The sequence below is a fragment of the Spirosoma panaciterrae DSM 21099 genome, from assembly GCF_000374025.1.
GTDB classification, from domain to species: domain Bacteria; phylum Bacteroidota; class Bacteroidia; order Cytophagales; family Spirosomataceae; genus Spirosoma; species Spirosoma panaciterrae.
The window spans coordinates 340,443-349,784 of the sequence record NZ_KB893206.1; the positions used below are offsets into that span (position 1 = coordinate 340,443).

At 50.5% G+C, this 9,342-nt stretch carries 4 protein-coding genes; 2 read left to right on the forward strand and 2 right to left on the reverse strand.

What is annotated here, in order from left to right; translation table 11 throughout:
* Nucleotides 1-41: 41 nt before the first annotated feature.
* Nucleotides 42-1,865 carry an alpha-amylase family glycosyl hydrolase gene (locus B153_RS0126175; protein WP_020599718.1) on the reverse strand — a complete coding sequence of 608 codons (1,824 nt, stop codon included), beginning with the start codon at nt 1,863-1,865 and terminating at the stop codon, nt 42-44.
* Between the two features lie 108 nt (nt 1,866-1,973).
* Nucleotides 1,974-2,879, reverse strand: coding sequence for a hypothetical protein (locus tag B153_RS0126180; protein WP_157634863.1), 906 nt, complete (start codon nt 2,877-2,879; stop codon nt 1,974-1,976).
* Nucleotides 2,880-3,127: 248 nt separating this feature from the next.
* On the opposite strand from B153_RS0126180, the gene B153_RS0126185 reads away from it, so the two are divergent.
* The gene (locus tag B153_RS0126185; protein WP_020599720.1) at nt 3,128-5,047 is read left to right on the forward strand and encodes a M14 family metallopeptidase; all 1,920 of its coding nucleotides are present in this window, start codon (nt 3,128-3,130) and stop codon (nt 5,045-5,047) included.
* 490 nt (nt 5,048-5,537) lie between these two features.
* Nucleotides 5,538-9,342, forward strand: a 3,805-nt coding sequence (locus tag B153_RS0126190; protein WP_026262472.1) for an SdrD B-like domain-containing protein, incomplete at its 3' end; no start/stop codon positions are given.

Consider the following 9,342-nt stretch of genomic DNA (forward strand, 5'->3'; position numbering starts at 1 on the left):
TGGATTGGCCAACTACCTTCGTGCCCTTTGCAGAAATTACGCTATTTAATTTCCAAAACCAATACACCGAGCGGAGGTAGAGTAACCGGAACGCTAGTGCGGGCGGTAATCCGGGTTTTTGTTCGAAAAATATCCCGAAATACGTGTGGTTGCGAGCCCGACAGATTCATGGCCTTCCACGCTTCGGCTGGAATCTGTACCGTTGTAGTGGCGGTTTTCTGCTTGTCGAAGTTGCAGATAATCAGGAGGTTTTGTTTGGTCGAAAAGCGCAGGTAACTATAGAGCCGCTGATTATCATAGCCCGAACGTTGGCCGTTGTTATTGCTGGCCTGCAGGTCGTAAAAACTGCCGGTTCGTATGGCATCGCTGGTGTTTACAAGCTGAATCAGTTGCTGGTAAAACTGGCGAAGCTTCCGTTGGTCTGGGGTTAATTTGCCTCCGTCGAAGGCTCCTTTGTTGACCCAGGCCTGGTATTCGGGTATGCCCCAGTAATCGAAAATAGTGGTGCGGCCATCGTCGCCCTGGAACCCCTCGGCCTTTGTCGGATTTACCCCCAATTCCTGCCCGAAATAGAGCATGGCTGGCCCGGTATGCAGGGTGGCAGAGAGGGTCATGGCAGGTACAGCTACCCAGGGATCGCCCGCGAAGAATCGGGACGCAATGCGTTGTTCGTCGTGATTTTCCAGAAACCGCAGCATGTGTTCAGAAATGTCGCCCGACTCGGTTTTCCAGACGTTCGTAATGTCTTCGGTACTGCCTTTGCCCTCCATCAAGCGACGAAGTGCATCGTACAGGCCTACTTTGTCGTAGAGGTAATCGAATTTTCCCTGCTGAATATACGCCCTGTACTGCTTCGGGTTATAGATTTCGGCAATGAAGATCAATCCGGGCCGGGCGGCTTTTACCTGGGGTATGGACCAGCCCCAGAACTCCACCGGCACCATCTCGGCCATGTCGCACCGAAACCCATCGACGCCTTTTTTAGCCCAGAACAGCAGAATGTCCCGCATTTTGACCCAGGTCGACGGGATGGGGTCGAAGCGGGGTTGGCGATTGTGGGCATAGTCGATTCCGTAGTTGAGCTTCACCGTTTCGTACCAGTCGTCGAGGGCGGGTTTGGCTTTGAAGGCATCGTTGCCCGTTGCTTTGGCCGGATTTTCGACATAAGGACCCATCGATAATCCATCTGGAATATGGACTCCATCGGGAACCTGAAACGGTTCGCCCGGCAGGTAATAAAAAGTATTGTTAGGCAAAAAGGCTTTTGTGGTATCGTCGCCCTGCCCCAGGTCCTGAACGCCAGCCGGTTTGGCATCCGAGTGGTACTGACGAGCCACATGGTTCGGAACAAAATCGATAATGACCTTCAGGCCAGCCGCATGCGAGCGTTTGAGCAGGGCCTCGAACTCGGCCATCCGGTTCGTTACATTAACTGCCAGATCGGGGTTGACATCGTAATAATCTTTGATGGCATATGGCGACCCCGCCCGGCCTTTCACCACCAGCGGATTATCCCGTTGAATACCGTTGGCCGAATAATCGGTCATGATGGCGTGTTCGATTACGCCCGTGTACCAAACGTGCGAAATGCCAAACGTTTTCAGTTCGTTCAGAGCTTTGGCCGTAATGTCGTTGAACTTCCCAACCCCGTTTTCATCGCGGCTCCCCCAGGGTTTGTTTAAGGTTTTCTGATTACCGAACAGGCGGGTAAAAATCTGATAGATAACGAGTTTGTCGGAATGGCTGGCCATTGGGTTCAGTAATGTGTCGACCGATTCAGCGACCGGATGGCTCACGATGCCCGCCGAAATCAGGCCAGCGGTGAAATCCCGTCGGGATAGCGTTGGGGAGATTTTCTTATGCATAGGTTTAGGGATATGCCCCAAAATAACTAAACTAATTTGGCTTAATTGGTTCGTATCAAGCTAAAATTAAGTCTGTAAAACCCTTCTGGAAATCTTTAAAGAAATGGTCTATTTCCCCTTCACCCAATACACCTGATTTTTATCAGCTTTTCCAAACGGTCGGCCGTTGATGATGGGGATTTCGATAAGGCCGATAGCGGGGTCACAGTCGAAATTGGCGCGAATGGTTAAGCCGTTGACCTGTTCTGGAGAGGTGCTGTGTTCCAGCGACCAGAGGTCATACTGACTCAGTCCTTCGTTGTACGAATCCTTTTTGCTCGTTGACCGGAGGCTTAAAGCCGGAACGACCGGGCCGCAGTTTTCGGATGCTGGTTTTGAGGCTTTAACTTGAATATGATACGTTTCTGCACTGCTGTAGCTCAGGTGTACCGTTCCAATGGTAGTGGTGTCTGGGCCACCCGCCTGAAACGATAGGTAAAACGTGAACTGGTTGGGTACTTCGGCCGGAATCAGTTTACTGTCGCCCTCGATGATCAGTCGATTTTGATAATCATACAGCTTCACCTCGTCGAGACTGCCGCAGCAGCCATGCTTTACGGTTTGGAAATTTCGGGCGTTCAGGGTGAGTTCGTCGCAATCGTGTTTGGCCGTCAATAGCGTTTTGCCTGGGTTGTCCAGCGAACTGAGCGAAATCTGAATGCTACGGGTCTGGCTTTCCAGGCCGGTTGCCCCATCGGTTAGGGTTCGGTATTTGGCGATGTAGTGTTGGGTATCTTTTCCTTCCAGAGCCACATACACCACTTTGTAGGTCGTTTCGTCTGTTCGATACTGCCAGCCTTGGGTACTGTCTTTTTTCAGGAGTTGAAATGATGCGGGTTCCGAATGCTCATACATCGCTGAACCCGGATTGGCTTCGATTGAAAGCGGAGTTTCGGGCGATTCGCTTTTAGTAGATTTATCGGAACAACCTGCGAACGAAAAGGAGAGGAAGGCAATCAGTAACCAGGGTTTCATGGGCATTAGGAAATGAACGGATCGACTGGCAAATACGTGATTTCGAACGCAAAAAGGAAAAATACGAACGTATGGTTTAGGGAGCGGTACATGGGGCATCCTGCTTTGGTCGATTGGATAAAATAAGTAAAGAATAGGCTTTTGCTGCATTATTAATTGGCAAATTGACTGATTTACCCCGTGTGTATTCGTTCGTTTTCGTCATTCGCAAAATCATCAATATATTGCTTCTTCACAACCTCTCTTCCATGAAACAAACTAGTACAGTACTACTCTCTCTATTTATTTGCGGAGCCGCCTACGCTCAGAAATCGTATTATGGCATAGAAGAAAAATGGCCCGAGCAGGACACGGCTCGCAAAGTATATACCGTAAAAGGTGAACGGCATGGGATCAGTTATTTCAAAAAACATCGGTTCAAGGAAGTGCAGTATGAGCCTGGGGCAACGCTTACGTTCGATGTCTATCACACCCCCGATGTGATGTATAGCTGGTGCCGGAAATGGGCCGAGCAATACCCGAATCTGGTCGATCTGTATGAAGTAGCCAGAAGCTACGAAGGCCGCCCAATTTTGCAGATGACGCTGACCAACAAGAAAACGGGCAAGCATACCGATAAACCCGCAGCCTATTTTGAAGGGGGCCGACACAGTGGCGAAGTTACCAGTAGTGAAGCCGTACTCTGGCTGACCAAACACCTGCTCGATAACTACGGAAAAGACCCCGCCATCACCAAATTGCTGGATACCAAATCCATTTACCTGCGGCCAGAGAATAACCCCGATGGGGCTACCATGTACCTCTATACGGCACAACGAAACCGTAGCTCCATGCGCCCCCGCGATGACGATCGGGATGGCCTGCTGGACGAAGATGCCGAAGATGATCTGGACGGCGACGGCATCATTTATCAGATTCGGAAGAAGGCCGTAACGAAAGAAGAGCTGGAAAAAGCCGATTACGTCATTGACCCGAAAGACAAGGCAGGTCGGTTGATGAAGCGGGTTCAGGCTGGGCAGGGCGACTATCTGGTTTATACCGAAGGGATTGATAATGATGGCGATGGCAAATACAACGAAGACGGTATCGGTGGGCTGGACAATCACCGGAACTATCCCGAAAACTGGCGGCCCGATCAGGGGGGCGATTTTACCGGACGAGGGTATACTCAGGGCGGAGCCAGCGAATTTCCGTTGAGCGAGCCCGAAACCCGCGCCACGTTTGTCTGGCTGATGGGGCATCCGAATATTACGGTCGTGAACTCGATGGATACCCGCGTGCCGATGCACCTGCGTCCGCCCTCCACCTCGGCCAGCGCCGAAAGTATGTTCCCCCCCGATCTGGCTATCTACAAACATATGGATAGTCTGGGCTTGTCGTTTACGCATTATCCATGGGCGGGTGATGTGTATGATGTGTACAATACCCGCAACAAAGTGAACCGCCTAACTGGCGATCCTTCCAAACCGGAGCCGCTTTTTGGGCATGGGCCGGATTTTGGGTATTTTCAATACGGGGCCGTTTGGTATGGCGATGAACTCTGGAATGGGGGAGCCATGAAAGACTATGATGGCGATGGCGATTACGACGAATACGATGGCCTGATGTGGGACGACGAAGCGAACAAAAAGCAGGGCTTCAAGCTCTGGACCAAATTTACTCACCCGCAGTTGGGGGCTGTTGAAATCGGTGGCTTTCATCCGAAATTCTTTGCGCAGAATGGGCCGGCCTGGCAACTGGAAAACTGGATTTCGAGAGAGTCGCTGTTTAACCTGGCCATGGCCAAAGATCTTCCGCAGGTAGAACTGACCGACGTGACGGTAAAGCCACTGCCCGACAACGAGTATGAAGTAAAAGCTACCTGGACCAACTCCGGCAAATTGCCCGTGGCGCTTGAACAGGCCAAGCGGGTGAAAATGGTACAGGAAGATCGGGTTAGCCTGGACTTCGACAAAGCATTGCTGAAAGGTTTCAAAGACGCAAAGGTCATTATCACTCAGCCCACCTTGTTTGATAAAACGGTTTATGCTGGTTATACCAGGCCCGGCGAGAAGAAAGAAGCCACCTTCCGGGTGAAACTGAATCAGGCAGGTCCGGTTAAAGCCAAGGTGAAACTGCTCTCAACCCGGGGTGGCTACAAAGAAAAAGAGATTACCATCGGGAAGTAAGTGATCGTAACGATGATGTCGGTGCTCCGGTTTTCAGAATTTACGTGCTGAGAATCGGAGCATTCGTATACCCACCCAGGCAAAAAGATACCACTGATGCGTGTAAATAAACGAGTATTGGCCTCTGCTACGGAAAAGGTTAGTAGCTAAGGCCGCTGAATGTCAGGTATATAGGGTGAAATATCAATATAGGTTATTAAACAGGGGTATTTAGTTTATATAAATATATTTAATTTATCGATTTTACTGTATTTGTAGATTAATGCTGTTTTTGATGTATTGATTTATTTATAAGGTAACTTGTAATTGGTATAAATATTGATGAGGTGTTTTTTTATTAAAAAATTGATGGAATAGCGTAAGAATTTTTTATAGAAAATACGATTAGTTGACTATAATTTAATATAAAATCATATAAGGCTCTTTACGGCATATTTTTTGAAAAGAAGGCTCGTGTCTTCTAAATATTTACTTGCAACCCCAAGAAAATATGCCTATTTCTACTACAAAAGCCTTAAGCTGGCTATTTCTTTTGCTGGCGGTCAGTTTAGCTGCATCGGTGCCCGGTCTGGGCCAGACCATTACCGGAACGGTGTTTCGCGACTTCAATAGCGACGGGGCCTACACCAGTACACCAACCTCAGGAACGTACGCCTATGGTGAACCCGGTGTAGGGGGAGTAACTATTAAAGCCTATAATGCCAGTGGTAGTGTGGTAAACTCTACAACGAGTAGTACACTGGCTGCTTCCTTGGGCAGCTACACTTTAAATGTAGGTAATACAAATGCCTATCGGATCGAGTTTACAGGGTTTATTGGGCCTGATTACGAGGGGTTTCATGGTACGGGTAATGCCACATCCATACAGTTTGTCAACGGGGGCGCTACGAACGTCAATTTTGGGTTAAACTATCCGGCCGATTATTGTCAATCGACCTCTCCCCAGTTAATAACCAGTTGTTTTGTCGCCACAGATGCGGTCAACGCGGTAGCTTCCGTTAAGGCCCGACCTGCCACGGTAAGTGTTTCATACACGGTTGTGGAAACGAGTAAGGTAGTGACTGATTACGCTACGGTTGGCGAAGTGGGGGCTGTGTGGGGAATTGCCTACGATAATACCCGAAACAATAACAGGCTATTTTCGGCAGCGTTTACAAAGCGGCATGTGGGGTTTGCCGCTGGTGGACCCAATGCGATCTATGTCACGAACGTAACCTCAGCTACCAGTGGTAATACAACCGAGTTCTTCAACTTCACAACGGTAGGTAGTTCGGCAGTGACCTCAACCACGGAAGCACATGGTACCGACCTGCCCACTTCAACCAGTGTGGCCAGTCATGATAATGCGGCTTTCGATGCTGTCGGTAAGACCAGCCTGGGGGGAATGGATCTTTCGGATGATAACCAATCCCTTTTTGTGGTCAACCTTAAGGATCGTAACTTATACAAGATCAATACGGCTGATAAATCTTACACGAGTATTGCCATTCCGAACCCCGGTTGTACAACCAGCGGGACCGTCGTCAATGGCAGTTATCGACCGTTTGCGGTCAAATATTACCGGGACAAGGTATATGTTGGGGTGGTTTGTACGCGCGAAGATCTGGGGTCAACAACGGCTACCTATGGGTCGACGGCCGGTTTGAGTGCTACCGTTTATGCGATTGACCCAACGGCCTTATCTTCGTTTACGACGGTGCTGTCTTTCCCGTTAACTTACCAGAAGGCACCCACAAACGCCGACAGAACCGGGCAATCCCGCGCCGAATACTGGCGTCCCTGGACCTCTGTATTTCAGACGGATCGGAGCGATGGGGTTCTGTCGTACCCGCAGGCCTGGTTGACCGACATCGAATTCGAGCCTGCAACCGGCGACATGATTTTAGGGGTACGGGACCGATATGGCGACCAGATGGGGTATCAGAATTACCTGCCTTTTACATCATCGACAACCTTATATAGCGCAATTACGCCTGGTGAGATATTACGTGCCCGAAAGTGTAATGTGACGGATGTACAATGGTCGATAGAAAATGGAGGATCACTGTGTGGAAGTACAGCTTCGTCGGCACAATCAGCTACAGCAGGTCCCGGCCAGGGTAAATACTATTGGGGCGATGAGGTGCAGAATGCATCAAACCACGGATTGAGCTCTCAGGGAGGTATTTCCCAGTTGCCCGGTAGTGCTAAAGTGGCCATGACGGCCATTGACCCTCTGGATATTTTTAATACGGGGGGGATAAAGCGCCTGATCAATGCTACAGGCGCTAAAGATGGCAATGCCACGTACGTAAGCAGTACAACGAACGTAGCGGCCGGTGCAGAGCTGTATACGTCCGACGCGCTTGGATATGGGAAAGCCAACGGTCTGGGAGGGCTGACGCTGATGTGTAATCTTGCGCCGGTTCAGATTGGTAACCGGGTCTGGCTGGATTCAAATAACAACGGTATACAGGACCCCGGCGAAAATCCTCTGGCTGGTGTCAGGGTTACGCTAAGTGGTCCTGGTCTGGCGTCGCCTGTAAGCGTGACGACCAATGCATCGGGGGAGTATTACTTCTCCAATGCAACCGGTACGAATGTGCTGGGCTCTGTCTACAGTTTGACGGGGCTCACCAGTGGGAGTTCGTATACACTGGCGTTCCCAACCAGCTTTAGCACGGCCAGCCTGAGTGCCAAACCGAATTCGGCGACCGGAACCAATACGGATAATATCGATACAGATCCGAATACGGCTGGTCTGGTCACCTTCACACTGGGGCAGGCTGGCGTAAACAATTTCTCGTTCGACGCAGGTTATGCGCCCTGTGTACCCCCTTCATTGACCTTAACGGCTATTCCCAGCGCCATTTGCCAGGGACAAACCGTCGCGTTGATTACGACGGTCAGTCCAGCGGATAATTATACATATGTAGTCAGTGGGCCTGTAGGTGTTTCATTGACGGGGGCCAATACGGCAACGGCAATCGCTACCAATCTGCCCACAGGGGTAAATAATTTTACCGTTACAGTCTATAGTAGCCCGGTTTGTCTGGTAACCTCTACCGCATCGGTAACGGTCAGTACAACACCACTTATTAATCTAACCCCATCTTCGTCCACGATCTGTGCAGGTCAGTCCGTCCAGCTGGATGTTGCAGGAATACCCATAGGTGGTCTATTAACTTTCAGCGAATTGGGGCCGCTTGGGAATGTTGTCAATACATTTACATCGAATGTTGTTTCCCCGACTGCTACCACAACCTATCTGGCTACCGTAGTAGTGCCCATTGTGGGTTCCGTCTTGGGTAGTTGTCCCGTTACCATAACGGTCAATCCTGCCTTGACGCTGCCTGCGCTAAGCCTAAGTTTATGCGTAGGAACAACCATCGATCCGGGCAACCTGAGTGGACTAGGAGGAAGCTTAACAGCCCTATCGGGTCTAACGAACGTATTGCGCCTGGGAAATGTCCTTGGTTCGGGTTCTATCCTTAGTACCCCAATCAGTGTTAGCGCTGGTGTAAACCTGTTCAATGTAACTTCGACGACTCCGCTGGGTTGTACGGCAACGACGCCAGTAACCGTGACGGGGATAAATGGTCCGACATTGCCTGCACTCAATCTGAGTTTGTGTGTGGGAACAACCATCGATCCGGCGAATCTGAGCGGCCTGGGCGGGAACCTGACAGCGCTTTCCGGACTGACGAACGTGTTGCGTCTTGGGAATGTACTGGGATCAGGCTCCATACTGAGTGCACCTGTCTCTGTATCCGCAGGCATCAATCTCTTCAATGTTACATCTACGAATCCGTTAGGCTGTACTACAACGGCTCCCATTGCCATTACTGGGGTAGAGGCTCCGATCTTACCCCCACTCAATCTGAGCTTGTGCGTGGGTACCAATCTGGACCTGAGTGAGTTAGTAAGTCCAACGGGTTCCTTGTCAGCCTTAAGTGGCTTGACGAATGTGTTCCGGCTGGGCAATCTGATCACGGGCCAGATCCTGACCGCTCCGGTAAGCATCAGTGCGGGGGTGAACCTGTTCAACCTGACGTCTACCACCCCGCTGGGCTGTACCACTACCACGGCCATCAGTGTAACAGGCGTGGAAGCGCCCTTGCTGCCCCCACTCAACCTGAGCTTATGCGTGGGCACCAATCTGGACCTGAGTGAACTAGTAAGCCCAACGGGTTCCTTGTCGGCCCTGTCAGGTCTGACGAATGTGTTCCGGCTGGGTAATCTGATCACGGGCCAGATCCTGACCGCTCCGGTGAGCATCAGTGCGGGGGTGAACCTGTTCAACCTGACCTCGACGA